This is a genomic window from Paraburkholderia sp. SIMBA_027, from assembly GCF_046535315.1.
GTDB classification, from domain to species: domain Bacteria; phylum Pseudomonadota; class Gammaproteobacteria; order Burkholderiales; family Burkholderiaceae; genus Paraburkholderia; species Paraburkholderia tropica.
The window spans coordinates 1-23,690 of sequence record NZ_JAWRWY010000038.1 but is presented as its reverse complement, the minus strand read 5'-3'; the positions used below and the strand labels follow the sequence as shown (position 1 = coordinate 23,690).

The following is a 23,690-nucleotide window of genomic DNA, read 5'->3' as shown; positions in this document are numbered from 1 at the left end:
CCGCAAGTGCCTAACACGCTCTAAAGAGTGCCGGCTGTAGGAGTTGCCCTCAACTGATCGCCCACTTCGATGCGCCGTGATTCCTGCAAACCGCACCAGACGGTAGGTGGACACATCCGGCCGCTCGCCAGAGACCTATAGTTCGTTGACGATCCGGGGTGGCTTGGAGAGCACCGTTCATTCGACCAGCGTTCGCTGTTTCAAGTCAGCAAACAGCGAAGCGCGACCGGGTTCCCACCCGAGTATTGCGCGGGTTCGGGCGCTGGTGACAGGATTGTCGATATCTATAAACGGTGCCAGAAAACCAAAGTGTTTCGTTGCCAGTATTGGCGACTTGCCGACGACGGGTACGTTCAAACGCTCGCCAATCAACTGAGCGATGTCACGAAATGGAATCCCCTCCTCCGCCACAGAGTGATACGTTCCGCCGGCTTCGCCCTTTTCGAGGGCGAGGCGAAACAAATGAGCAGCGTCATCACGATGGACCGACGGCCAATGATTTTCTCCTTCGCCCTGATAGGCTGATTCCTTCTTCTTACGCGCAATTTCCATCAGCGTCGTAGCGAGACCTGCCCGCTCCGGACTGTGAACGGTAGGCGGCAAACGAATCGCCGATGTTCTCACGCCGCGCGAAGCAAACGCCTTCAACGTGTCTTCCGTTCTTGCGCGCGCAGCGGCGTAAAACTGCGGATCATAGGACTGATCTTCCGTAGCCAGTTGACCTTGATGCAACGCGAGAGACGCAAAGGGCACAACCAATGGCCGACTCGAGCCCATCAGCGTGTTGCCGAACACCTCGATCGCGCGGCGGTCCACTTTGACGGCGGCTTTCATAAATCGCTGAGCAATCTGGCCTGGCGTCCCGCGGAGTAAAACACCAAGGCGCGTAGAAAATGGTATGTGAGCAATGCGGTGATAGAAGGCCGTATGAATGACGCCATCCGACCCGGATGCCGCCTGCCGGAGGAGATCGATATTTTCGATGGTTCCCACCGTCACCTGCGCCCCCGCACGGCGGAGTTTCTCGCCGGACTCGTCCGATCGCGTAAGCCCCACGACCTCATGCCCGGACGCCAGAAGCTCCTTCACGACCGCAAAACCGATAGCACCACTCGCTCCCGTCACAAAAATCCGCATCGCACCTTCCTCCTGATTGATGGAATTGATGCTACGGGATCGAGTCAGTACAATCTATGCGATGAAATCCGTTTTAATATCTAGTGTTCCGCCCCAGAAATAACTCTGCATAGCCGAGCCACTTTCTGGAGAATTGAATCGGCGGTCGCGGTCCATACGAACGGCCGGCCGTGTTGGTTGTACTGCTTGATATATTGCTCGATGCTGGTAATGAGTTGGCGCACGTTCTTGAACGACCCTCGACGGATCGCCTGCTGTGTAATCAGGCCAAACCAGCATTCAACCTGATTCAGCCAGCTTGAGTAGGTCGGCGTGAAGTGCATGTGGTAGCGTGTATGTTTGGCCAGCCACGCCTTGACCCTCGGATGCTTGTGTATCGCATAGTTATCGACGATCAGATGCACATCGAGATCGGCGGGCACCGCCTGATCCACATGCCTGAGAAACGCCAGGAATTCCTGATGTCGGTGACGCGGCTTACATTGCGCAATGACTTCACCCGTTGCCGTATTGAGCGCGGCGAACAGCGTGGTAGTGCCATGCCGGACGTAATCATGCGTTACTCCCTCGAGATAGCCCAGCCCCATCGGCAACATCGGCTGCGTACGCTCCAGCGCCTGGCACTGGCTCTTCTCGTCGACGCACAGCACCAGCGCATTGGTCGGCGGGCTCAGGTACAACCCGACGATATCGCGCACCTTCTCTACGAAGTAGGGATCGTTAGACAGCTTGAAGCTTTTTGAACGATGGGGCTGTACACCGAACAACGACAGATATCGGGCCACCGAACTCTTCGAAATCCCTGTCTGCGCAGCGGCGGAGCGCACGCTCCAGCGCGTTGCTTCGTGCGGCTTCTCATGCAGTATCCTCGCCAGCAATTCCGCTACCGCTTCATCATCATGCGTGCGAGGCCGGCCTGGACGGGCCTCATCATGCAGACCGGCAAGTCCATGGGCAACAAACCGCATCTTCCAGTGCGTAATTGCGGGTGGAGTCACTTCGCACTGCGTTGCAATTTCTTGACTCGTATGACCATCAGCGGCCATCAAGACAATTTTTGCACGGCGGACCAGAGAATGAGGCAGCGAACGCGAGCGGCTCATTGACAGCAATTGTTCTCGCTCCAGTTCCGACACGACAACCTCCATTCCTTTATGCCCCATGATCACCTCCCACTCACCGTTACTCGATCATAGAACAATCTGAATTTGCGCAAAGTTATTTCTGGGACGGTACACTAGATCGTTCAAATCTGGTTCCGGCCCGTTGTCTGATGTTCTGTCACTGCTTAACACGCAGGGTCTGATGTCAGGAGGGCTGGATGCTGGTGGAAACTGGGCATTCTCTTTCAATGCAGATGGATTATTTCGTTGCTTCTCGCTGGTGTCCGGGACGTGCTGGCTCGTCATGGAGCGCGATGGAGAGCCCATCGCGCTCCGAGAGGGCGATTTCATCGATCTTGCAATACCAACGAGCCGCACCTGCTGCGAGACCGGCAATGCGTGCGTACGATCGATCATCGCTTTGCGCTCAGCAATCCCGCTTTGTTGAGCGCGCCGCTTAAAAAAGCGTTATCCAGCGTGAGCTGGCCGATCTTCGCATGTAGCTCCTTCAAATCGACTTGCGGCTCGCTCGACGCCGTGCCGCCTGCGCCAAACACGTCGGCGGCACGTTCCTGCAACTGCCGCTTCCATTCGGTGATCTGGTTCGGGTGCACATCGAACTGCTGCGCCAGTTCGGCTAGCGTCCACTCACCCTTGATCGCCGCCATCGCCACTTTCGCCTTGAACACGGCTGAGTGCGTCCGTCGGGTTCTCTTCGTCATCTTCAAGGTTCCTTTGTCGGCATTATCGCCGGCTCAGGCCCCGAGCGTTTCACTTATCCGACTGTCCGGATTTGCGCCGCCACCTCTGACGAACAGGCACAACGTCCGCTTGTCAAGGAGTAGTCCAATAAGTTGAGCTGATCACCCTGAATCGCCGCCGGAAGACAGTTGACACAGCGTCAACCGCAGCGCCATTTATCGCGTTTCGCCTACAACGTAAATTGTTCGCTCACACACTTTTTCAGCGAGGAGCGAACGAATGAACATTACCGTGGTGGGCTATGGCAACGTGGGGAAAGCGATGGTCAAGCAGCTCGTGGCAGCGGGCCATGCCGTCACCGTCACTGGCCGCCAGCTGAGCGGCGCGCGCGACGTGGCGCAAACGCACGGCGCGAGCGCCGCGCCGCTTTCTTCCGCGGCCTCTCAGGCCGACATCGTCGTGCTCGCCGTGCCCTACGACAGCGCCGGCGCCGCGCTTGCGGAACTCGGCGCGCTCGACGGCAAGGTGCTCGTCGATGTCACGAATCCGCTCACCAGCGACTACATGGGTCTCACGATCGGCCACACCACGTCGGCGGGCGAGGAAATCGCCGGGCTGACGAAGGCGCGCGTCGTCAAGGCGTTCAACACGGTGTTCGCGCAGGTGCTCGACGGCGGCGCGGCGTTCCCGTCGCAGGCCGCGAGCGTGTTCGTCGCGAGCGACGACGCCGACGCCAAGGCGCAGGTCGTCGCGCTCGGCGAATCGATGGGCTTCGCCGCGATCGACGCGGGCGGTCTCAAGAATGCGCGCTACCTCGAAAGCGTCGCGGGCCTCAATATCTATCTCGGCTATGGCGCGGGACTCGGCGTGCAGATCGCGCCCACCTGGATCAAGCGCTAACGTCCTCCCAGGCGCTACGCCGTCGCATACAAAAACGCCGCGTTTCCCGAAAGAAACGCGGCGTTTTTACTTCGGAATCCGCAGCGGCCCGGCTCACAGTCCCGCCAATCGCCGACACTCGCGCGGCGTCATATCGAAACGCGCGCGGAACGTGCGGCTGAAATGCGCGGCGTCGTTGAATCCCCAGCGAAAGCAGATTTCCGACACCGACAACGCGCGATGCGCCGGACTCCTCAAATCCTGGAAGCAGCGTTCGAGGCGCTTGTCGCGCAGATAACCCGTAAAACTGAGGCCCACGTCCGCGAACAGCTTTTGCACATAGCGCGACGACACGCGATGCTGGTCCGTAATGTGATTCAGCGATAAATCGGCGTCGCCGAGTTGCCGATCGATCGACTCGCAAATACGCAGGAAATGCGCGGTGCGCCGGTGATCGCCGAGTCCGGGCGTAGCGAGCAGACGCGCGAGACTCGCGGTCAGAAACTCGGCCAGCGCGACTTCGACGGGATGCAGATCGCTCGCCTCGAACGACTCCAGTTCCTCGCCCACCGCTTGCAGCATGCCGCCCAGCACACGCGTGAGTCCCACCTTGCCGGGCAGGACGCCGCACGCGAGCAGACGCGGATCGATGAGGCGCGGCGGCAGCAGCGTCATCGGCACGCGCACGTAAAGCAGGCGGAAATCTTCGCACAGTTCGAGCGTGGAATCGCGGCCGCACGGGCCGTAGAGCATGTCGCCGCGCGAGACTTCCACGCGCTCGCCCGATTCGAGAAAGACCGATTGCCCGTCGAGCAGCAGCGCGAGCCAGAGCGCCGCGTGGTCGTTGCGCGCGCTGCCGGAGATCGTCAGCGGCGTTGCGCGCACCCGCGAAAACTCGATGCCGACCGGCGATTCGATGCCCACCACGTCGCCGCTGAAGTGCTCGTCGACCGGCATCAGGCTCGATGGCAGACAGACCGTATCCATCGCCTCGCGCCACACGTGCGAGCGCTGATCGGCCGTGCCCGCTTGCGTGGAAAAGTGCCAGGTCTTCAGCGACATGCATAGCCTCCGCGTGAACATTGATGCAGATCAAGCTATGCAATTGTCGCGCCAGCAAGAACGGCGGTTTTCGGCGCATTGCCGCCAGTCGTCGCCGACGACTGCCCCAAACGAGCGACTATGCGATCCGTATGGGTGCATGGCTCGCACCGTGCTGAACGCGCGCGCCACGCACGCCGTCCGCTCAAACGGACCAGGACGCGCCCTGCCATTGCTCGGCGAGATAGTCGATGGTCACGCGCGTTTTGGCGGGCAACTGATGGCGGCTCGGATACACGGCGTAGATGCCGATCGGCGCGGGCGCGAACGCGTCGAGCACGCTCACGAGCGTGCCGCGCGCGAGGCTCTCCATGACGAGAAACGCAGGCTGGAGCACGAGACCGAGACCCGCTTCGGCGGCGGCCACGCAAGTTTCGCCGTTGTTCGCGGTCATCGCGAGCTGCGGGCGGCCCATCTGTTCGCAACCGTTCGCGCGGTCGAGCAGACGCCATTCGCCACGCTCCGCGAAGTGCCCATACGCAATCGAGCGATGCGCGGCGAGATCGGCGGGCGCGTGCGGCACGCCCTGCCGCGCGAGATAGGACGGCGACGCGCAGATCACGAGCGGCGTGCTCGCGAGGCGACGGTGCACGAGCGACGATTCCGCGGGCCGCGCGATGCGAATCGCGAGATCGATGCCCTCGGCGACGATATCGACGAACGCATCGGACAGCGCGATGGCGGGCCGCACGTCGGGCGCGCGCGCGAGCAGACCCGGCCAGAGCGGCGCGAGATGCTTGATGCCGAAGCTCACGGGCGCGCTGATGCGCAACTCGCCCGACGCGTGCTCGCGCTCGCCCTGTGCCGCGCGTTCGGCGTGATCGAGCTGCGTGAGAATCTCGCGGCACGAGCGGTAATACGCCTCGCCGGCCGCCGTGAGCGCGATCTTGCGCGTGGTCCGGTGCAGCAGCCGCGCGCCGAGCCGCGCCTCCAGGCCCTGAATGGTGCGCGAGACCAGCGCGCGCGAAATGCCCTCGGTTTCGGCGGCGGCCGCAAAGCCGCCCGAGTCCACCACGCTCACGAACGCTTCGATCTCGCGCAGCCGGTTCACGGCCGGTTCACTTCTTGCCGAGCTTCGGGAAGATGCCGCGCGGCAGGCGCACATGCGCGCCGAGCGTCGCGTCGACGACCTGCGTGATGCCGACATCGCCCGCCACGCTCAGCAGCGAATAAGCGTCGTTGCGCGACAGCCCGATGTGATCTTCGAGCAGCAGCATCGTATCGAGCGTCGCGTTGCGCAGCGCGCGGTCGAGTTGCGGATCGAAGCCGTGCACGATCCAGCTATCGGCGGTTTCGAGCAGCGGCGTCGGGAACGTGAAGTCCTTGCGCAGCACGATCTGCATCGTCACGTTCAGCGACGACTCGATGGCCGTACCGCTGATCTCGCCGTCGCCCTGCGAAACATGCGGATCGCCGATCGAGAACAGCGCGCCCGGCACCTGCACCGGGTAATACATGGTCGCGCCCGCGCCGATGCGCCAGTTGTCGATATTGCCGCCGTGACGGCCGGGCGGAATCGTGCTCACGCGCCCGTCGACGGCCGGCGCGACGCCCGCCGTGCCCAGGTGCGGCCGCGCAGGTACGCGCACGCCGTCGAGCGCCGTTTCGCGATCGCACACCGGGCAGTTCGTGATCGTGCCGGGCGTCATGTATTTGCCCTTGAAATCGTAGGCGTAGAGCGCCGAGGCGTGATTCGCGCCCTCGTCCAGTTCGTAGATCGTCACACGCTCCTTTTCGCCCATTTCCTTGTAGAGCCAGCCCCAGTTCGCCGCGAGATTCGAGCCGTAGCGGCAGCGCGGCGTGAGGTTCAGGAAGCGCACTTCGAGCATGTCGCCCGGCTGCGCATCGGCGACGTAGATCGGGCCAGTCATGATGTGCACGCCCGGATTGCGGTCGTGCTCGGGAATCGCGCGCCACAGCGCGTGCAGCGCCTCGTCCATCATCAGTTCGGGCGCGTCGCCGGCGTGGTGCGTGACGGCTTCGGCGTAGACGAGGTCGCCGCTGCGCACGGTCAGCGCGGGCGCGAGCGCGGCGTCGAAATAGCCCCAGTGGACGTTGTCGGGCGTGGCGCGCAACGTGTGCAGCGCGCCCGGTTCGACGCGCTCGCGCGCGGCGGCTTCGGAGGAAATCAAGGCCATGGCAGTTCCGTTTCGGTGAGCGGGAAGAAGAGACTTAAAGATCGAGCACGAGCAGCGGCGATGTCGCGCGCGAGCAGCACGGCGTGAACAGCGTGTTCGCGGCTTGCTGTTCGGCGCTGAGACACCAGTCGCGATGATCGGGCGTGCCCGCGAGCACGCGCGTGGCGCACGAGCCGCACACGCCCTCGCCGCACGAGACCGGCACATGGACGCCCGCCGCGCCGAGCGCGTCGCAGACGCTTTGCCCCACGGCCACGTGGATGCGCCGGCCCGTCGAGGCGACTTCGACCTCGAAGGCGGTATCGGGCGCGCGATCGCGCGGCGCGCCGCTATCCGGCGCAGGCGCGGCGAACCGCTCGCAATGCAGATGGTCGACGGGCCAGCCGAGCGCGCGCGCCGTGTCGAGCACCGCGTCGATCATCGCGAACGGCCCGCAGACATAGAGATGGCGGCCCGGCTCGAATGCGCCCACGACATCGGCGAAACCCGCGCCGCGTCCGACGTGCCGCGTCACGCTCGCGGCCCACGGCATGCGAACGAGCGCATCGGCGAAGGGCTGGCGTTCGGGCGCGGACGCATAGGCGTGCAACGCGAAATCCTGCCCCGCCGAGTGCAGCGTCCACGCCATCGAGAGCATCGGCGTGAGGCCGATGCCGCCCGCGATCAGCAATGCGCGCGCCGTGCCGGGCGCGAGTGGAAACAGATTGCGCGGACCGCGCGCGTCGAGCGTGTCGCCGACCGTTACCTGGTCGCAGAGAAAGCGCGAGCCGCCGCGTCCCTGCGCTTCGCGCTGCACGGCGATCCGCCAGCGTTCCGGCGCGCGTGGATCGCCGCACAGCGAATACTGGCGCGCCACGCCGCCGCAATCGATTTCGATATGCGCGCCCGCCTCGAAGCCCGGCAGCGGCAGATAATCGGCGGCTTCGAGATCGAACGCGACAATGTCCTGCGCAATGTCCTCTCGCGCCGCCACGCGCAGGCTCAGGCGCATGTCGAGGTGAGCGGCCGAAGCGTCGTGCAGATTCATACCGCCTCCAGCGCGCGCACCGGCTGGCCGAGCATGAAACTCAGCATGCTCAGCGAGCCATGTTCGAGAAAGTTCGTTTCGAGCCGCACGGGATCGTCGGCGTGACGCGCGCCCAGCGCATAGAGCAGCGGCCAGTAGTGATCCGGCGACGGCACCGAGCGCTCGGCCATCGCGCCCTGCTCCATGAAGCGGATCGCGTCTTCGGGCCGGTTTTCGACGATCGCGTCGACGATGTAGTCGTTGAACGACTGCGCCCAGTCGTAGGCGCTGTCGCGCGCGCGCCAGTCCATCGCGCCGAGGTTGTGCACGACGTTGCCGCTCGCCGCGATCAGCACGCCTTCGTCGCGCAGCGGGCGCAGCGCGCGGCCCAGTTCGTAGTGCGCGCGCGCGTCGCGGGTGCGGTCGAGGCCGAGTTGCACGACGGGAATATCGGCGTCCGGATACGCCTTCAGCAGCACCGACCAGGTGCCGTGATCGAAGCCCCAGGTTTCGTCGAGCTTGACGGGTTCCGGCGCGAGCAGTTCGGCCACGCGCCGCGCCAGCGCGGGATCGCCCGGCGCGGGATAACGCTGCGCGAACAGCGCTGCGGGAAAAGCGCCGAAATCGTGGATCGTGCGCGGCGCGTCCATCGCCGTGACGGCCACGCCGCGCGGTAGCCAGTGCGCGGAGATCATCAGGATCGCGCGCGGTTTCGCGACCGACGCGCCGAGCGCGGACCAGGCGCGCGTGGCGCGATTGTCGTCGAGAGCGTTCATCGGGCTGCCGTGACCGAAAAACATCACGGGCGTGCGCGGGTAAGACGGAGTCGAAGTCATGAGTCGATGGCGGTAAGAGTCGAGCACGGAGCGCCGAGGTCGGCGTGCGGCGCCGCAGCGACGAGGCTGCACGTATAGGGATGTTGTGGATCGCCGAGCACGCGTTCGGTCGGGCCCGCTTCGACCACCACGCCGCGCTGCATCACCAGCACGCGCGAGCAGAGGTAGCGCACCACGGCGAGATCGTGCGAGATCAGCAGCAACGCGATCTTGTGCGACTCGCGCAGCGCGAGCAGCAGTTCCATGATCTGCGCCTGCACGGAGACATCGAGGCCCGACACGATTTCATCGGCGACGAGCAGGCGCGGCACTTCGCACAACGCGCGCGCGATGTTCACGCGCTGGCGCTGGCCGCCCGACAGTTGCGACGGAAAGCGCGCCGCGTGCTCGGGCGCGAGACCGACTTCGTCGAGCAGATCGAGCGCGCGGCGCGCCCGGTCCACATGCAGATGCGTGCGGTTTTCCATCGGCTGCGTGACGATGCTCGCGAGACGTCGGCGCGGATTGAGCGCGGCGCGCGCGTCCTGGAAGATCATCTGGATCGCTTCGATGCGCTTCGCCCACATCGCGCGGCTCGCATCGAGCGGCACGCCGTCGAGCACCACCGCGCCCGCGCTCGGCGTTTCGAGGCCCATCACGAGGCGGCCGAGCGTGCTCTTGCCGCTGCCGCTCTCGCCCACCACGCCGACGAACTCGCCCGCCGCGATCTCCAGGTCGAGCGGCTGCAACGCGGCCACCGGCGTTTTTGCGCCGCCGCGCGCGGCGTAGTGTTTCGTCACGCCGCGCAGCGCGAGAAACGGCGCGGCGTTCATCGCGGTTTGCGGCGGCAGCGGCGCGCGCGCGGGTGCGACGGGTAAAGCGTCCGCGTGCACGCAGCGGGTCGTGCGCGGCGTGGAATGTGTCGATGAACCCGGCGTCGCCACTTCGGGCGGCGGCGCGCTCGTGCAAACGTCGCTCGCATGGGCGCAGCGCGCGGCGAACCGGCAGCCCGCCAGCGCCGCCATTTCCTCGAAGCCCGGCATATGGCCGTCGAGCGGCACGACGCGCACGCGCTCGCCCTTGAGCGGCGGATTCGCGCGCAGCAGCGCCTGCGTGTACGGATGACGCGGCGCGCCCACCACGTCGCGCACATCGCCGCGTTCGACCAGATCGCCCGCGTAGAGCACCGCGACCTCGTCGCAGGCATGCAGCGCAAGACCGATATCGTGCGTGACGAACAGCACGCTCGTGCCGCGCCGCCGCTGCATCTCGCGCATCAGTTCGACGACGTGGCGCTGCGTGGTGACGTCGAGCGCCGTGGTGGCTTCGTCGGAGATCACGAGATCGGGATTGCTCGCGAACGCCATCGCGATGCACACGCGCTGGCACATGCCGCCCGACAGCTCGAACGGATAGCGCCCGAGCAGCGCCTCAGGATCGGGCAGCAACACTTCGGCGAGCGCGTCGATGCTGCGCTGACGCCGTTCCTTGGCGCACACGCCGAGCCGCGCGAGATGCAGCGCAAACTGACGGCCGATCGAGAGCGTCGGGTCGAGCGCGCTCATCGGCTCCTGCGGAATGAAGGCGATGCGCTTGCCCAGCAGCGCGCGCTGCTGCGCGTCGCTCGCCGCGAGCAGATCGATGCCCGCGAAATTCAGCCGCCGCGCGCCGAGCGCGAAACCGTGCGGCAGGCTGCGCGCCAGTACGCGTCCGAGCATGCTCTTGCCCGCGCCCGATTCGCCGACGAGGCCGAGCGTGCGGCCGCGCGCGAGCGTCAGCGTGATGTCGCGCAGCAAGGCCACGCCGTTGCGCCCGACGTTGAGCGCGTCGATCGCGAGCAGCGGCGCATCGCCCGAAGCCGAAGCCGCCGACGCCGCAACCGGCGCGCTCGCACCTTGCGTCTGCGCGTGCAGGGAACGAAACAGCGCGATCATGACGCGCTCTCCGAGCGCTCGATGAGCCGCGAATCGGTGGTGCGGCGCAGCCCTTCGCCGAGAAAGGTCGTGGCCACCACGGTCAGCACCATGCAGGCGATTGGCAGGATCAAGCCCCAGGGCGCGGCGAACACGTTGGCGAGACCGTCCGAAATCATGCCGCCCCAACCGGGGTTCGCAGCATTGCCGGTCAGGCCGATAAACGAAAGACTGCATTCCGCGACGATGGCGATGCCCACTTCGAGACTCATCAGCGTGATCAGCGCGGGCAGCACGCCCGGCAGCACGTCGCGCACCACGATGCCGAGCGGGCTCGCCCCGGCGATGCGCGCGGCGGCCACGTAATCGCGGCGGCGGATCACGACGATCTCAGCGCGCAGCACGCGGCAAAAGCGCGTCCAGTCGACGAAGATCAGCGCGATGATGACGTTGGTCTCGCTCGGCGAGAGCGCCACGACCAGCACGAGCGCGAGCACCACCGCGGGAAACGACATCCACACTTCCACGACGCGCAGCACGAACCAGTCGACCTTGCCGCCGCACCAGCCCGCGAGCAGCGCGAGCGCGCCGCCCACCAGCGCGGTGCCGAGCGGCGCGATGCCGCCCACCAGCACGGCGATGCGCGTGCCGTAGAGCGCGAGGCTCAGCACGTCGCGGCCGAGCGAGTCGGTGCCGAACACGTGCTCGTGCAGACCGCCCGGCATCCACGCGGGCGGCAGCAAGGTATTGAGCAGATCCTGATCGTCGGGGCGAAACGGCGCGATCAGCGGCGCGGCCACGGCGGCGAGCACGATCGCGCACAGCACGAACGCGCCGAACAGCACGCGCGGTTCGTGCAGCACGCGGCGCAGCGTCGTGCGCCAGGACGGCGCGGCGTTCGGGTGCGCGGTCGACAGATCGGCGGCGGCATGGGGAAGAAGCGGCGTACTCATTGAATCCTCAGGCGCGGGTTGAGCAGGACTTCGAGCGCGTCGTCGGCGGCGTTCGCGGCTTGCACGACCACGGCGTAGATCAGCGCGAGCGCTTCGATCACCGGTAAATCGCGCGAGCCGATGGCGTTGATCATCAGCGCGCCGATGCCGGGCAGACCGAAGACTTTTTCGATCAGCAGCGTGCCGCCGATCAGCAGGCTCGCCTGCATCGCGAGCAGATTGAGCGTGGGCAGCGCGGCGTTGCGCCAGCCGTGACGACGCAGGATCTGCGCTTCGCTCAGGCCGCGCAGACGCGCCGCGTGCACGTATTCCTCGGCCCACGTGTCGAGCAGGCTCGAACGCAGGATGCGCATGAGCGGCGGCGCGATGCCGAGCGCGAGCGCGACGCACGGCAGCACGAGATGCAGCAGCGCGTTGCCGAAAGCGGCGAATTGGCCGTCGATCAGCGTGTCGATCAGCAGAAAGCCGGTGTGGCGCGCGACGATATAGGCGTTGTCGAGCGGGCCGAGAAACGGCAGCCAGCGCAGCGCGATGCCGAACAGCAGCACGAACAGGATGCCCCAGAGGAAATCGGGCACCGCCATCGCCACGCCGTTGACGAGTTCGCACAGACGCTCCGCGAACGTGCCGCGTCGGCTGAACGCGTAGAGCGCGCTGCCCACGCCCGCGCTCACGCCGGCGAACAGACCGAGCGCGAGCAGTTGCAACGTGGTCGGCAGCGCGGCGGCGATCAGCGCGGCCACGGGCTGGCCGTTCTGCATCGAGCGGCCGAAGTCGCCGTGCAGCATGCCGCCGAGCCAGTGCAGATACTGCACGGCAATCGGCTGATCGAGCCCGAGCTGATGGCGCATGGCCGCGACCTGTTCGAGCGTCGCGTTCGCCGGCAGCAGCATCGCCGCCGGATCGGCATGCAGCAGACGCAGCGTGGCGAAGATCACCACCGAGACCGCGGCCAGGATCGCCGCGCGCCGGATCAATCGCGACAGGAACCGCCACGCGAACCGCGCCGCCGCGCCGTGTGTGGCGGCGCGGTTCGCCGTCGGCGTGCCAAACTGCATCGGCGTCTGCATCTGTGCGCCCTCCGCTCAGCCGACCGTCACGCCGATTTCGGCGAGCTTGCCCTGCGCCCCGCTCGCCGACGTTGCCGCCGCCGTCGCCATCTCGCTCAGACGCGCGTACGCCGTCTGATAACGCGGCACGAGCCACGCGTTCAGTTCCTGCTGCGCGCGCTCCTGCCACGAATAACGCCCGCGCACGGCGTAACGCGATTGCAGACCGACCTGCACCATCTCGTCGACATGCAGATCCTGCGCGATGATGTCCGACACCGCGCTCATGCTCATCTCCACGCGCTTCTCGAACAGCGGATCTTTCATCGCGCCGGGCGCGTAAAGCACGCCCTGATCGAGATGATGCGTGCCCGCCGAATCCGCGCGCAGGATCATGTAGATCACGCTGTCGCACGAAAGCACCAGCGAGAGCGTCGGCGGCAGATTCGCGAACGCCATGCGATGACGTTCCTCGTCGGTGAGCTTCGGGAAGATCGGAAACAGCGCCTTCTGCGTGGGATTGAAGGCGGCGTCGGGATGCAGCGTGCCGTTGAAACGGTAGTAACCGCCCGTGTCCTTCGGCAGATCGCTCGGGAACGTGGCGAGCGCGCTCGGCACGAAATCGTGCAGCGGTCCGTGATGCAGACGGTTCGCGTGATAGCCGTCGTTGTTGTTCTCGAACATCACCTTCCAGTTCCACGGAAAGTGGAACGGCTTCTCGGGACGCGGGCCTTCTGCGCTGGCGAGATCGTAGTGCGCGAGCACTGCGTCGAGCGCGGCGAGGCGCGGCGCGAGCGGCGGCGCGTCGTGATCGAAATTGACGAAGATAAAGCCCTGCCAGCATTCGACCTGCAGCGTCGGCAGACAGAAGTCCTTCTTCTCGAAGCCCTCGGTTTCGTCCATCGCGGGCGCGGCGATCAATTCGCCGTCGAGCGAATACGCCCAGTGGTGATACGGACACAGCAACGCGCGCGCATTGCCGAATCCTTCGGCGACGACCATCGCGCGATGCTGGCACACCGACGACATCGCCTTGATCTCGCGCCGCGCATTGCGCGTGATGACGAGCGGCTCGCCGACGATGGACGTCGTGAAGTAATCGCCGGGCTGCTTGAGCCATTCCTCGCGGCCCACGCACAGCCATTCGTGATTGAACAGCGCTTCTTTCTCGAACTCGAAGAATTCGGCGTCGGTGTAGCAATCGGGCGGCAAGGTTTCCGCCTGGCTCACGGGCGCGGCGGAGCGATCGAGCGCGGCAAAGAACGCCGCGTCGTACTTCGGATTCAGGGATCGGGTCTTCATCGGTGGTTCTCTGCGGATAAGCGTTTGACTGCGTTGTCGGCGCGAGCACGCCGCGCGGGCGGACTCAGGCGCTCCAGTAATCGGGCAGCATCCAGCCGCTCAGGAACGGTGTGTACTGCACGCCTTTGCGATACGACGCGGTCGCGATGCCCTGCATCAGCGGCAGCGCGTAGCCCTCGCCGACCGCCCAGCGGTGAAAGGCCTTGTAGCCCTCGATGCGCTTCGTTTCGTCGAGCTCGACGAGCAGCGGATCGAGTCGCGGCGAAACATCCGCGCTGCGCCACACGGAAAAACCGGTCTTGGGATTCAGGTACGAGCCCGCCGAGAGTTCCGGGTCGCCGCTGCCGTTCTGCCAGAGCCACAGCGTCGGGCCGGGCAGCGTGCCCGCCACGGCCTGCGAGAAGAATTGCGCGGGCTCGATCGGGCTCAGTTCGGCCTCGATGCCCACCTTCTTCCACATCTGCTGGATCGCGCGCGCCACGTCGTAATCGCTCGGATAGACGCCGTTGGTCGCGAGAAACTTCACGCGCACGGGTTTGGCCGCCGAATAGCCGCTCTGCGCGAGCAACTGCTTCGATTGCGCCGGATCGTAGGCGAACGTGAAGCCGGGATCGAACGCGGGCGTGCCCGGCGCGGCGGGCGTCGACATCGGCACCGGCACGTTGTTGAAGAACGCGCGCACGAGCGCCTGCTTGTCGATGGCGTGATGCATCGCGAGGCGCACGTTGCGGTCGGCGGTCGGGCCGCCGTTGACCATGTGGACGATGTACGAGTCGATGGTCGGCGTGATCCGGCTCTCGTGCGTGCCGCCCTGTGCGAGCCGCAACGCCTCGCGCAGCGGCAGCATGCCGGAGACGTCGGCCTGCGAGGCCTGCACCGCCGCCGCGCGCGCGGTCGGGTCCTTGACGACCTGGAACACCACGTCGCGGATCTTCGGCGCGCCGCGCCAGTGCTTGTCGAACGCGGCGAGCGTCATGCGCGAATCGCGCTCGTAGTTCACCAGACGGTACGGCCCGGAGCCGACCGGCTTCGCGACGAAGCCCTGCGCGCCCACTTTCTCGAAGTACTTGCGCGGCAGCAGATAGCTGCCCATGTAGCCGAGAAACGCGGGCGCGGTGACCATCGGCGCCTTGAAGTGCATGACGGCGCGCGTGGGCAACGGCGTTTCGATTCCTTCGAGCGCCCACCAGATGCCGCCGACCTGCAGCGACTTGTCGGCCTGCAGGCGGTCGAACAGCGTGAACTTGAAGTCGTCGGACGTGAGCTTGTCGCCGTTGTGGAACAGCACGTCGGGGCGGAAATCGAGTTCGAGCGCCTTGCCCGACGCGTCCTTCCAGCGCCAGGCCGTCACCACGCCGGGGCGCAGCACGCCTTTTTCGTCGATGTCGATGGCCGCGTCGAACACGCTACGATAGATCGAGATGGGGTTCGGCGCCACGCGCACGAGCGGATCCCATGACGGCACGTCGGTCGGAAACGCGATGGTGAGCGGCGCGGCCGCCGACGCCGCGCCGCTGGCCGTCAGCGCGCCCACGCCGGCGATTCCGGTCAGGCCGCCGAGCGAGCCCGCGCCTTGCGCGGCGAGCCCGGCCACGCTGCCGCCGAGCATCTGGATGAAGTTTCTGCGAGTGGTCATGGGGATGTCCTTGTTATGCGGCGCCGCGCCGGCCTTCGTGGGCTGTCGTTCGCTGTCGTTGGCTTGACGGCATGGCTACAGGTTAAAAGGGCAAAAACGGCGCGTCTTGTCGCTGCGCGCACGCGGACCTGACTGCGGCGACCGCGCGCGCGCCGGGTGCATCAGAACTGGTGAATCATGGCGATGCGCGAGGTGATCTGCGTGTTGGTGCTCGACGGCAGCGAGTAGAAGCCCGCGCCCTGGTTCGCATAGACGCCGTGCTGCGCGTGCAGATACGACACGTTCACGTAGAAGCTCGTGCGCTTGCTCAGGTAGTACTGCGCGCCGATCGTCGGCTGGTGCCAGTGCGTGTGGTCCCAGGTGGTGTACTGGTAGCCGCCGAGAATCGCAATCTGCGGGCGCAGGAAGTACATCGCGCCGGCTTCGTAGACGTTCATCGTGGCGCTGTCCGAACCCTTGCGCAGATTCGTCGACGTGAAATTGGCCGAGAGCGTGAGCTGATTGATCGTGTAGCTCGCGCCGATGCCGAATTCCGACTGGCGATCGACCACGAAGGGCGAGGTGTAGTAGAGATCGTCGATGCTGCCGTCCGCGTTGCGCGTGGCCACGGTCTGGCCGAGGAAGCTCGTCACGCCGAACTGCGCGAACGGATAGATATCGACGTTGTAGAGCCGCTCGTAGATCGCCGCCGCGTTGAAGCCGCCGTTCTTGTAGCCCGCGCCCACGCTCCACGCGCTGTCTTCGTTGAAGTTGCCGGCCACGTTGCCGAAGCTCCACATGCCGCCGAAGCTGAAGCCGTCGATGGTCGGGCTCTGGTACTTCACGGAGTTCGGCAACTGCACGGCCGAAATGCGGTCGATGTCGCCCATGTGGCCCGCGTACACGCTCGCATAGCCGTTGAGGTTGAAGGGCGTGATGTAGTCGGCGACGAAATCGTATTGATTACCCATCGTCAAGGTGCCGTAAGGGCTGGAAAGACCGACGAAGGCCTGACGCCCGAACAGCGCGCCGTTGTTGCGCAACGCGCCCGTGCCGAGCGTGAAGCCGTTTTCCAGCGTGAAGATCGCCTTCAGGCCGCCGCCCAGATCCTCCGAGCCTTTCAGGCCGAAGCGGCTGCCGAAATTCGCACCGTCCTGAAACTCGAAGAGGCGTCCACCGCCCTGGTTGTTGATATAGGTGAGGCCCGCGTCGATGAGACCGTAGAGCGTGACCGAGCTTTGCGCATGCGCACCCCCGAAGGCGGCCAGCAATAGCGCGCCCAGCAGATATTTCTTCATAGCGTGATCCTGGGTAGTGGAGAAACGTACTTGTCGAAAACCGAACCGCCGCCGCTCGCCTCTGTGCGGCCCGAGTCAGCACGCTCAACGCTATCCAGGCAATTTCCGGGATTCTTGACCCAATGCGCGTGGCCATTTGTTTAATACTCCGTCAAAAATCCCGCCGTTCCGCCGTCAAAAATCGGGCGCGCCGCGTCAAGTCGCGGCGCGCGTGGGGACAAGCCCGCGCCGGGCCGGCTGTCTAAGCTTGTGCGCGCAACCTGTCCCCCAACGAAGGAGATCGACACCGTGTCCCAGCGAACCCCAGGCCTCACCCTCATCACCGGCGCGAGCTCGGGCATCGGCGCCGCGACGGCGCGCCTGCTCGCGAGCCGCGGCTATCCGCTGCTGCTGCTCGCGCGCCGTCTCGACCGTCTCGAAGCGCTCGACCTGCCCAACACGCTCTGCCGCGAAGCCGACGTGACCGATCGCGCCGCGCTGCTCGCGGCGGTCGCCGAAGCCGAAGCGCGTTTCGGTCCGGTCGAATCGCTGGTCAATAACGCGGGCGTGATGCTGCTCGGCACCGTCGCCGAGCAGGACCCCGAAGAATGGGACCGCATGATCGACGTGAACGTGAAAGGCGTGCTCAACGGCATCCACGCGGTCGTCAAGGGCATGGTCGAGCGGCGGCGTGGCACGATCGTCAACGTGAGTTCGACGTCGGGTCGCAAGACCTATCCCTCGCACGTCGCGTATGTCGGCACGAAGCACGCCGTGCACGCGCTCTCCGAAAACCTGCGCGAAGAACTCGCGCCGCACAACGTGCGCGTGACGCTGATCGCGCCCGGCGCGTGCCACACCGAATTGCAGTCGATCACGACCAACGAGGCCATCAAGCAAGGTTTCGAAGCGTGGAAAGCGTCGATCGGCGGCGTGATCCTGCAGCCCGAGGAAGTCGCGGAGTCGATCCGCTTCGCGCTCGACATGCCGCAGCACGTGTGCATTCGCGAGCTGATGCTGGCGTCGACGAATCAGCCGGTATGACGCGCCGGCGCGCCCGACGTCTGCGTGGCGTGCGGCTGACGGCGCTGCTCGCCGCGCTCGCGATGCTCGGCCCGTTCGCCACCGACAGCTACCTGCCCGCGCTGCCCAACGTGGCGCGCGCGTTCGGCGTGAGCGACGAAGCCGCGCAGAAGACGCTGAGCGCCTATCTGATGGGCTATGCGGCGATGACCCTGCTCTACGGCACGCTCTCGGACGCATTCGGCCAACGCCCGGTGATCGTCGGTGCGCTGGCGCTCTTTACGCTCGCCTTGGCGGGAGCAGCCGCGTCGCACTTCGCGCTCGACAGCGCGTGTCATGGCGCTCGCGCACGCGGGGGCCGTCACGCTCGGCGCGCTGCGCTGGTGGCACGCCAGCGGACCCGACCGGCGCAGACATCAAGCCGCCATACGCCCGCAGACAAGATCGCGGTGGGAAATTTGACCATGATACGGTGGTGATCGCCGATCACCTCCCCACGCCACTTTCCATCGACATCACCATGACGACCTCCGCAACGCTGTCTCCCGTGACCGGCCCCGCCGCCTGGCGAGGCGACGAGCTTCTAACCCTGAAAAACTGGATCTATCACCTGAGCGAAGCGCAGATTGCGGAGCTGGAAACGCTCGGCCACCGCTTCGTCGAAGACGATCCCGACCTGCGTTTCGTGAAGGCCGCCGATTACCCTGTCGACGCCTGCGCGCACGCCATCGACGCTTGGTGCCAGGACGTGGACGACGGCCGCGGCTTCGTGCTAGTGCGCGGCCTGCGCACGCATCTGTATTCGGACGCGCTCTCGGCAGCGATCTACTACATTCTCGGCCTGCACATGGGCGACCCGATCCGCCAGAACGAACTTGGCGATTTGCTCGATCACGTCTACGCCACCTCGGACAAAACGCTCGACGATCCCGATGCGCTCTCCTCGAAGATTCGCGACGTGCTGCCTTTCCATTCCGATAGTTCCGACGTGGTCGCGCTGATGTGTCTGCGCCCGTCGCTCGACGGCGGCGCGTCGTGCCTCGTCTCGGGCGCGCAGATCTACAACGAGATTCTCAAGCGTCGCCCCGATCTCGCGCCACTGCTGCTCGAACCGTTTCACTGGGACTGGCGGCGTCAGGATCACAATGCGCCGGCCAACACCTATGTATCGCCGATCGTGAGCCTCGCGGACGGCACATTCAGCATGTACGCCGGTTCGCTGTATATTTTCACAGCGCAGGATTATCCGGAGGTGCCGCGCCTCACGCCGCAGCAGATCGAAGTGCTCAATCTGTTCGAAGCGATCACCTACGAGCCGGGCATGTCGCTCGCGATGGACTTCCGCCCCGGAGACATTCAATGGCTGTCGAATTACGCGGCGCTGCATTCGCGCACACGCTTCACCGATTTCGCGGAGCCGCAGCGACGCCGCCATTTGCTGCGTCTGTGGCTGCGACGCAGTTCGCCGCGTTCGCTGATTCCGGGCTTCGGCAAGAACGGCGTCGTGCAGGAGCGCTATCAGCCACGCGATCAAACGAGCGGTGATGGACGCGGCAATTTCCGTATCGCCGTGGCGGCGGTGCCACGTATCGAGGCTTGATGGGCTTCGTGCGCCTCTTGCGCTCAATCGCTATCGCCGAGAACATCTGTCGTGCTGACTCGCCTCATCGGTAAGTCAGCGTCCCGACGCTTTCGACGCTGAGCGCGTTCGCGTCGCCTTTTTCCCGGACGCGAGTGCCGCCACCACAAACCCACTCAAACGATCGGCGAACGCGGCATCGAGCGGTTCGCCCTGGAGCAAGCGATACTAGAACGCGCCGTGAAAAGCCGCGAGCGCCGTCTCCACGTCGGCGTCGCGGTGGATTTCACCTTTGTGCCGCGCCGCTTGGAGCATCCCGGCCACCACGCGAGCGCGCGGCTCGACGAATCGACTCCGGAAAATCGCGAGGAATTCGGGATCATCTTCGGCCGCCGCGATCAGGCTGCGAATCGCGGGACCGTCCGTCGCGAGATTGTCGAAGAGGTCGACCAGATACTGCCGCAACACCGTATCGAGCGTGCCGTCCGTCTGGACGTGCACGCGCGCGGCGCTTTCCAGAAACGCATCGAGGACGAGTTCGGCCTTGCTCGACCAGCGCCTATACAAGGTCTGTTTGGCCACGCCCGCGGTATTGGCGATTTCCTGGATGCTGACAGTTCTCGATCATCAGCAGCCACGCGGCCTGGAGCAGCACCGGCGGGTCGAGTCGTCGCGCGGATGGCCACGCTGACGAGCCAGCGCGTCGTCGCTATCTAACGTAGTGATATTCCATACCGTAGTCTCGCATTGGTACGATCTATTTTGTGAAACCGCAGTCCGTAATTGACGATGATTGTCCTGTACCGGCTTTTTTAAGCTCAATAGGAGACGCCCTTTCTGCGAGGGGCAGACGGGTAGAAGTTAGGTATCCACGTGGTTCAGTCAATTCGGTCCTGAGCGCGACTGAAGCCTGCGTGTGCCGCAGCACGCCGCAGCTTGTCCGCCATCGCAGGCCGCTCATCCCTGATCCTGTCGACGACCAGCGCGAAGGTGACCATGCCTCGATTTCGCGTACAGCAGGAAATTTGTAAGAGCGTCCTGGTATCCTGCACAGTCGTATTCGAGCAGGCGATCCTCAATATGACCGGCATGCTCGAGCAGATCGCTGATACTGCGCTTTGCCCAGCCAGGCAATGTGTCCAGATGTTCCGTAATGTACCTGCGCAACTTCTCCGGGCTCTGTGGCAGCACCACACCGAATTCCGAGAGCAGGCCTCGCAACCGGTTGTAGGTCGCAGTCCTCTCTTCGACGAAACCTTGTCGTGTCCGATGCAGGAAAAGTGTTGCCTGCTGATGTTCGTCCTTCAGCGGTACGAAACGCATGCTCGGGCGCGTCACCGCGCCGCAGATCGCAGCAGCATCGGCTGCATCGTTCTTGCCGCGCTTGCCCGACATGCGATAAGGCGCGACAAGATCAACAGTCGCTAACACAACCTGGACATCAAGCCATAGGTTTCGTATCCTGGGCGCATGTCCAGAAGAAAAATCAGCAACGAATTGTGGTCGGCGCTGGAGCTGTTGATTCCAGTATTTACGCCGTCACCCAAAGGCGGCCTTCGGCGCACAGTTGACGACCGCGCGGCATTGAACGGCATCCTGTATGTCTTGCAAACGGGCATTCCATGGGAAGACCTGCCGCAGGAACTGGGTTTCGGCAGCGGCATGACATGCTGGCGACGGCTTCGAGACTGGCAGACCGCAGGCGTGTGGGAGCACCTGCATCTGGCGATGCTTCGCCGCTTACGTGAACACGACCAGATTGATTGGGAACGGGCGAGCCTTGATGCCGCCAGTGTGCCCAGCCCCCGGGGGGCCAGGAAACTGGCCCCAACCCGACAGACCGGGGAAAGCTCGGGACGAAACGGCACATCGTCGTAGAGGCGTGGCGTTCCACTGGCCATCACGGTCACGGGAGCCAACCGACACGACTCGATGGCGTTCGAGTCCACGCTCGATGCCATTCCGGCAGTCTCGGGCCTGAGCGGCCAGCCCCGCAAACGCCCGGGTAAGTTGCATGCAGATAAGGGCTACGACTTTGGCCGCTGCCGGCAGTATCTGAAGCAGCGCGGATCACGGCTCGGATTGCCCGTCGTGGCGTGGAAAGCAAGGAGCGACTCGGGCGGCATCGCTGGGTGGTTGAGCGCACGCATGCCTGGTTTGCCGGATTCGGCAAACTGCGTATTCGTTTCGAGCGACGTCTCGACATTCATACTGCTTTGCTTTCCTTGGCTGCTTCCGTTATCTGCTCGCGCTTCGTTGATGACTTGTGTTAGCGACTCTAAGCGCCATAAGCTTGACCGTATGGCCATGCTGCTGGAATATGCGGTCCCAGTGATGAGCGCCGGAGCATGCATCCATCCCGATGAGGCACGCTGGCAACTGCGAGATCAAGGTCCCCAGTTGATCGCGCGGCACACGCGGCTTGATTAGCATCGCTTTCCCGGTCTCGTCCACACCGTGAACTGTTTACCAGCGCCAATTGATTGTCGGCGTTCGGCGTTTCCGAAAGATCATGCTGCTTTTTTAGACAGTCGATCCACGCTGCGACATAGAGTGCAGCGTTCGTAGTTGTTTGTGCGACAGTTAATCCGCTCATTTCCCTTCTCCTCTATGCACACGTGACGTTGCAAGACGAAATCCGACGGAGCTATCTCGATAATCAATTTGCTCTGCACTTCTAAACGAGGAGCGAACTTTTATTGGAACAGCAATCCAACCTCCTCCCCGGATCGACGCTGCCCCTTTACAGGCGGGACTGGATCGTGGAGGGAAAACCGGCGGAACTGTGTATCCTAAAAGCGGACAATCCTCCATCCATTGGCTTGCATTGCCCAACATGTCGAAAAATCCCCATGGGTTCGGCTTGAAAGTTCCCACGGGCGAGGTTTCTGCGAAGCCGTCTGTGCAATCAGCCATGGGCCGGTCGCGATCAATCACATCGAGGTGCAATTTGATCTAAGAATGTTCTAACGCATTCTCAAACTGGCACTCCTTGCTTCGGTCTTCTCCCCAATACGTTGAAGTCGTCGTGCCAGCTCGCGCGGCGTACTCCCATTCCGATTCCGTCGGCAATCTTTATTCATCTCGACCACGAAGCGACAAACGACCATTCAGCCACGCAATGAATTTTTTAGCGTCGAGCCATGACACGCAAACCACTTGGTGCTGTTCAGTTTGCGCGAACCCTGGATTTTCCCAGTCGGCATTTGGATCGAAAATGGTTTCACCGCGGGATAGGATCTTACATCTTTTACCCTGAAATCCTGTCTCATTTGCAGATTTTCTAAAAAATGATTTCGTAACACTAATTTTTGCCAAATAAAATAGTTTCACATTGACGAGAATTTTCGGAGTTTCGTTGAAATACATATATTTAAATTTTTGATATTCCGACGAGAAGTCCTCTTTCGAGGCTCCCATTGCAAAACTACCACCCGGAAGCGGAATAATTTCAGGACAATAATCACAGTCCTTGAAAACAAGATTACTTTCAATTTGCTCAGCGTGCAAAGAATTTCCGAAAATTATATTCACCAAAGAGACGGCAATAGAGAAAAATAGTGCGAAGGAAATTTCCAGGTCTAGTCATAATTTTATTTTAAACACTTATGTTTTATGCGCGATTAATAATATGCGCATAACCTCATCATTCGCGATTTAAAAATCCACACTCGAACAATGCGTCTCCCTGCCGGCTAACCGGTCGAATCAGTTGAATCCGAACAACCCCGCTTACTACAGTTCACGTGGCACTACTGGGTTTAATAGGGGCGATGACGACGACTGTGCGGTTGGTTCAAGCCACAATCTAAATTACCGTATGCCGAGCTCACCCCATGCGAGCACACCGCGCGCTGAAACTTTCGCGTTTGGTGCAGTCTCGCTGGACGGCCGCGCAGCTTATCGCACGGTGACGTTTGCTGCGCCCGGGTGTAGCTTGCTCCGCTACGCGACCCTGTTTCAGTTGGAGGAATATCTGCAGAGTTTCGAAGGTCTTGCACTCGCAGGGCTGAAAAATTGTTGGGTGCTTCAGAACTGGCTATCTTCGCCGTATTTGATCCGACCGAAAGCTGTCTAGAGCGTGTTAGGCACTTACGA

Annotated in this window: 19 protein-coding genes and 5 pseudogenes; 6 read left to right on the top strand and 18 right to left on the bottom strand. The window is 63.8% G+C overall.

The features are described 5' to 3' along the window. Nucleotides 1–177 precede the first annotated feature (177 nt). Entirely contained in the window at nucleotides 178–1,137 is a 960-nt protein-coding gene (locus SB764_RS37375; protein WP_410866376.1) for an SDR family oxidoreductase, read from the bottom strand. 80 nt (nucleotides 1,138–1,217) lie between these two features. Continuing rightward, nucleotides 1,218–2,300, bottom strand: a complete 1,083-nt coding sequence (locus SB764_RS37370; RefSeq protein ID WP_410866375.1) for an IS630 family transposase — start codon at nucleotides 2,298–2,300, stop codon at nucleotides 1,218–1,220. Nucleotides 2,301–2,442: 142 nt separating this feature from the next. On the opposite strand from SB764_RS37370, the gene SB764_RS37365 reads away from it, so the two are divergent. Further along, complete coding sequence (locus SB764_RS37365; RefSeq protein WP_410866378.1) at nucleotides 2,443–2,688, top strand: cupin domain-containing protein; 246 nt, start codon at nucleotides 2,443–2,445, stop codon at nucleotides 2,686–2,688. Here SB764_RS37365 and SB764_RS37360 read toward each other — a convergent pair. Further along, a pseudogene (locus SB764_RS37360) lies at nucleotides 2,595–2,962 on the bottom strand (transposase); the annotation flags it as partial. The gene SB764_RS37365 and the pseudogene SB764_RS37360 sit on opposite strands and share 94 nt — an antisense overlap. Before the next feature lie 220 nt (nucleotides 2,963–3,182). Here SB764_RS37360 and SB764_RS37355 point away from each other — a divergent pair. Continuing rightward, nucleotides 3,183–3,842, top strand: a complete 660-nt coding sequence (locus tag SB764_RS37355) for an NADPH-dependent F420 reductase (RefSeq protein ID WP_410866377.1) — start codon at nucleotides 3,183–3,185, stop codon at nucleotides 3,840–3,842. Nucleotides 3,843–3,935: 93 nt separating this feature from the next. Here the strand turns inward: SB764_RS37355 and SB764_RS37350 are convergent, their stop codons facing one another. The 11 genes from SB764_RS37350 to SB764_RS37300 form a co-directional block, all read right to left on the bottom strand. Further along, nucleotides 3,936–4,883: a helix-turn-helix domain-containing protein gene (locus tag SB764_RS37350; RefSeq protein ID WP_410866374.1), complete on the bottom strand. Its 948-nt coding sequence runs from the start codon at nucleotides 4,881–4,883 to the stop codon at nucleotides 3,936–3,938. A gap of 184 nt (nucleotides 4,884–5,067) precedes the next feature. Continuing rightward, nucleotides 5,068–5,973 carry a LysR family transcriptional regulator gene (locus SB764_RS37345; RefSeq protein WP_410866373.1) on the bottom strand — a complete coding sequence of 302 codons (906 nt, stop codon included), beginning with the start codon at nucleotides 5,971–5,973 and terminating at the stop codon, nucleotides 5,068–5,070. 7 nt (nucleotides 5,974–5,980) lie between these two features. Beyond that, nucleotides 5,981–7,060: an acetamidase/formamidase family protein gene (locus tag SB764_RS37340; RefSeq protein ID WP_410866372.1), complete on the bottom strand. Its 1,080-nt coding sequence runs from the start codon at nucleotides 7,058–7,060 to the stop codon at nucleotides 5,981–5,983. Between the two features lie 34 nt (nucleotides 7,061–7,094). Beyond that, nucleotides 7,095–8,087 carry a PDR/VanB family oxidoreductase gene (locus tag SB764_RS37335; RefSeq protein WP_410866371.1) on the bottom strand — a complete coding sequence of 331 codons (993 nt, stop codon included), beginning with the start codon at nucleotides 8,085–8,087 and terminating at the stop codon, nucleotides 7,095–7,097. After that, nucleotides 8,084–8,842 carry a 4,5-DOPA dioxygenase extradiol gene (gene ygiD, locus SB764_RS37330; protein WP_410866370.1) on the bottom strand — a complete coding sequence of 253 codons (759 nt, stop codon included), beginning with the start codon at nucleotides 8,840–8,842 and terminating at the stop codon, nucleotides 8,084–8,086. The genes SB764_RS37335 and ygiD overlap by 4 nt, the downstream gene beginning before the upstream one ends. 56 nt (nucleotides 8,843–8,898) lie before the next feature. After that, a complete protein-coding gene (locus tag SB764_RS37325) occupies nucleotides 8,899–10,815 on the bottom strand; it encodes a dipeptide ABC transporter ATP-binding protein (protein ID WP_410866369.1) in 1,917 nt (638 codons plus the stop codon). Next, nucleotides 10,812–11,747 (bottom strand): ABC transporter permease, encoded by a 936-nt coding sequence (locus tag SB764_RS37320; RefSeq protein ID WP_410866368.1) that lies wholly within the window; start codon nucleotides 11,745–11,747, stop codon nucleotides 10,812–10,814. Before SB764_RS37320 ends, SB764_RS37325 begins: the two co-directional genes overlap by 4 nt. Continuing rightward, on the bottom strand, nucleotides 11,744–12,817 hold the full coding sequence (locus SB764_RS37315; RefSeq protein ID WP_410866367.1) for an ABC transporter permease: 1,074 nt from the start codon (nucleotides 12,815–12,817) through the stop codon (nucleotides 11,744–11,746). The genes SB764_RS37320 and SB764_RS37315 overlap by 4 nt, the downstream gene beginning before the upstream one ends. A gap of 15 nt (nucleotides 12,818–12,832) precedes the next feature. Beyond that, on the bottom strand, nucleotides 12,833–14,098 hold the full coding sequence (locus SB764_RS37310; protein ID WP_410866366.1) for an aromatic ring-hydroxylating oxygenase subunit alpha: 1,266 nt from the start codon (nucleotides 14,096–14,098) through the stop codon (nucleotides 12,833–12,835). Between the two features lie 64 nt (nucleotides 14,099–14,162). Beyond that, on the bottom strand, nucleotides 14,163–15,734 hold the full coding sequence (locus SB764_RS37305; RefSeq protein ID WP_410866365.1) for an ABC transporter substrate-binding protein: 1,572 nt from the start codon (nucleotides 15,732–15,734) through the stop codon (nucleotides 14,163–14,165). Nucleotides 15,735–15,895: 161 nt separating this feature from the next. Continuing rightward, nucleotides 15,896–17,011: a porin gene (locus SB764_RS37300; RefSeq protein ID WP_336754174.1), complete on the bottom strand. Its 1,116-nt coding sequence runs from the start codon at nucleotides 17,009–17,011 to the stop codon at nucleotides 15,896–15,898. Nucleotides 17,012–17,299: 288 nt separating this feature from the next. On the opposite strand from SB764_RS37300, the gene SB764_RS37295 reads away from it, so the two are divergent. Genes SB764_RS37295 through SB764_RS37285 form a run of 3 tightly spaced genes read left to right on the top strand, consistent with a single transcriptional unit; the run spans nucleotide 17,300 to nucleotide 19,613 of the window. Then, on the top strand, nucleotides 17,300–18,034 hold the full coding sequence (locus SB764_RS37295; protein WP_410866364.1) for an SDR family oxidoreductase: 735 nt from the start codon (nucleotides 17,300–17,302) through the stop codon (nucleotides 18,032–18,034). Further along, nucleotides 18,031–18,492, top strand: a complete 462-nt coding sequence (locus tag SB764_RS37290) for an MFS transporter (protein WP_410866363.1) — start codon at nucleotides 18,031–18,033, stop codon at nucleotides 18,490–18,492. The genes SB764_RS37295 and SB764_RS37290 overlap by 4 nt, the downstream gene beginning before the upstream one ends. A 41-nt stretch (nucleotides 18,493–18,533) precedes the next feature. Beyond that, complete coding sequence (locus SB764_RS37285; RefSeq protein WP_410866362.1) at nucleotides 18,534–19,613, top strand: TauD/TfdA family dioxygenase; 1,080 nt, start codon at nucleotides 18,534–18,536, stop codon at nucleotides 19,611–19,613. A 207-nt stretch (nucleotides 19,614–19,820) separates the two neighbouring features. Here SB764_RS37285 and SB764_RS37280 read toward each other — a convergent pair whose 3' ends face one another. Together SB764_RS37280 and SB764_RS37275 are read right to left on the bottom strand one after the other, a co-directional pair. Then, complete coding sequence (locus tag SB764_RS37280) at nucleotides 19,821–20,174, bottom strand: TetR-like C-terminal domain-containing protein (protein WP_410866361.1); 354 nt, start codon at nucleotides 20,172–20,174, stop codon at nucleotides 19,821–19,823. 465 nt (nucleotides 20,175–20,639) lie between these two features. Next, a pseudogene (locus SB764_RS37275) lies at nucleotides 20,640–21,011 on the bottom strand (IS110 family transposase); the annotation flags it as partial. 51 nt (nucleotides 21,012–21,062) lie between these two features. On the opposite strand from SB764_RS37275, the pseudogene SB764_RS37270 reads away from it, so the two are divergent. Beyond that, nucleotides 21,063–21,865, top strand: a pseudogene (locus SB764_RS37270) (IS5 family transposase). A 10-nt stretch (nucleotides 21,866–21,875) separates the two neighbouring features. Here the strand turns inward: SB764_RS37270 and SB764_RS37265 are convergent. Together SB764_RS37265 and SB764_RS37260 are read right to left on the bottom strand one after the other, a co-directional pair. After that, a pseudogene (locus SB764_RS37265) lies at nucleotides 21,876–22,046 on the bottom strand (IS110 family transposase); the annotation flags it as partial. A 138-nt stretch (nucleotides 22,047–22,184) separates the two neighbouring features. After that, nucleotides 22,185–23,102 (bottom strand): annotated as a pseudogene (locus tag SB764_RS37260) (formylglycine-generating enzyme family protein). Nucleotides 23,103–23,690 lie beyond the last annotated feature (588 nt).

Excerpts from the sequence above, each read along its gene's own strand:
- SB764_RS37285 (WP_410866362.1), top strand. The coding sequence starts at position 18,534 with ATGACGACCTCCGCAACGCTGTCTCCCGTGACCGGCCCCGCCGCCTGG.
- SB764_RS37375 (WP_410866376.1), bottom strand. The coding sequence starts at position 1,137 with ATGCGGATTTTTGTGACGGGAGCGAGTGGTGCTATCGGTTTTGCGGTC.
- SB764_RS37335 (WP_410866371.1), bottom strand. The coding sequence starts at position 8,087 with ATGAATCTGCACGACGCTTCGGCCGCTCACCTCGACATGCGCCTGAGC.
- ygiD (WP_410866370.1), bottom strand. The coding sequence starts at position 8,842 with ATGAACGCTCTCGACGACAATCGCGCCACGCGCGCCTGGTCCGCGCTC.
- SB764_RS37370 (WP_410866375.1), bottom strand. The coding sequence starts at position 2,300 with ATGGGGCATAAAGGAATGGAGGTTGTCGTGTCGGAACTGGAGCGAGAA.
- SB764_RS37325 (WP_410866369.1), bottom strand. The coding sequence starts at position 10,815 with ATGATCGCGCTGTTTCGTTCCCTGCACGCGCAGACGCAAGGTGCGAGC.
- SB764_RS37340 (WP_410866372.1), bottom strand. The coding sequence starts at position 7,060 with ATGGCCTTGATTTCCTCCGAAGCCGCCGCGCGCGAGCGCGTCGAACCG.
- SB764_RS37365 (WP_410866378.1), top strand. The coding sequence starts at position 2,443 with ATGTCAGGAGGGCTGGATGCTGGTGGAAACTGGGCATTCTCTTTCAAT.
- SB764_RS37315 (WP_410866367.1), bottom strand. The coding sequence starts at position 12,817 with ATGCAGACGCCGATGCAGTTTGGCACGCCGACGGCGAACCGCGCCGCC.
- SB764_RS37350 (WP_410866374.1), bottom strand. The coding sequence starts at position 4,883 with ATGTCGCTGAAGACCTGGCACTTTTCCACGCAAGCGGGCACGGCCGAT.
- SB764_RS37310 (WP_410866366.1), bottom strand. The coding sequence starts at position 14,098 with ATGAAGACCCGATCCCTGAATCCGAAGTACGACGCGGCGTTCTTTGCC.
- SB764_RS37300 (WP_336754174.1), bottom strand. The coding sequence starts at position 17,011 with ATGAAGAAATATCTGCTGGGCGCGCTATTGCTGGCCGCCTTCGGGGGT.
- SB764_RS37320 (WP_410866368.1), bottom strand. The coding sequence starts at position 11,747 with ATGAGTACGCCGCTTCTTCCCCATGCCGCCGCCGATCTGTCGACCGCG.
- SB764_RS37305 (WP_410866365.1), bottom strand. The coding sequence starts at position 15,734 with ATGACCACTCGCAGAAACTTCATCCAGATGCTCGGCGGCAGCGTGGCC.
- SB764_RS37290 (WP_410866363.1), top strand. The coding sequence starts at position 18,031 with ATGACGCGCCGGCGCGCCCGACGTCTGCGTGGCGTGCGGCTGACGGCG.